Source organism: Hydrogenophaga flava NBRC 102514, from assembly GCF_001571145.1.
Taxonomy (GTDB): domain Bacteria; phylum Pseudomonadota; class Gammaproteobacteria; order Burkholderiales; family Burkholderiaceae_C; genus Hydrogenophaga; species Hydrogenophaga flava.
The window spans coordinates 1-751 of the sequence record NZ_BCTF01000078.1; the positions used below are offsets into that span (position 1 = coordinate 1).

General features: G+C 69.6%; 2 protein-coding genes. Both read left to right on the top strand.

Features of this window, described 5'->3' with window-relative positions:
* The coding region (locus HFL01S_RS24470; protein ID WP_245644967.1) for a methyl-accepting chemotaxis protein at positions 1 to 567 on the top strand (567 nt) is incomplete at its 5' end.
* Between the two features lie 28 nt (positions 568 to 595).
* Positions 596 to 751, top strand: a 156-nt coding sequence (locus tag HFL01S_RS24475) for a chemotaxis protein CheW (RefSeq protein ID WP_174525267.1), incomplete at its 3' end; no start/stop codon positions are given.

The window sequence follows — 751 nt, forward strand, 5'->3', positions numbered from 1 at the left end:
ACGCTGGCGCAGCGCAGCGCCGAAGCGGCCAAGGAGATCAAGCAGCTGATCAACGCCAGTGTGGAGCGCGTCGAGCAGGGCACCACCCTGGTGGACCAGGCCGGTTCGACCATGCAGGAGGTGGTGCAGTCGATCCAGCGCGTGACGGACATCGTGGGCGAGATCAGCAGCGCCAGCCAGGAGCAGAACGCTGGCGTGAACCAGGTCAGCGAAGCGGTCAGCAACATGGACCAGACCACGCAGCAGAACGCGGCGCTGGTGGAAGAGAGTGCGTCCGCCGCTGCCAGCCTGCGCCAGCAGGCCGACCAGCTGGTCAAGGCGGTCAGTGTGTTCCGCGTGCATGGTGGCGAGTCGTCTTCGGCACCCAAGGCCACCCCGGTGGCGGTGCACAAGCCGGTCGCCGCGCACAAGCCCGTTGCCGCCGCGCCAGCCAAGGCGCCGGCGCCCCGCCCCGCCCTGCAGACCCCTGCCAAGGCCCAGCGCCCGGCCCCGGCCGCCGAGCCGACCCCTGCACCCAAGTCCGTGACCGCCAGCGCTGGCGCCAGCGACGACTGGGAAAGCTTCTGACCCCACCTTCGAGGACCCGACCATGGACATGCACAAAGACACCAGCCCCACCCAGGGCCGTTCGGTGGCCGGCCAGCCGGCCGTCACCAGCGAATTCCTGACCTTCCGCCTGGGCGCGGAGGAATACGGGATCGACATCCTGCGGGTGCAGGAGATCCGCTCCTACGAGGAGCCCACGCGGATT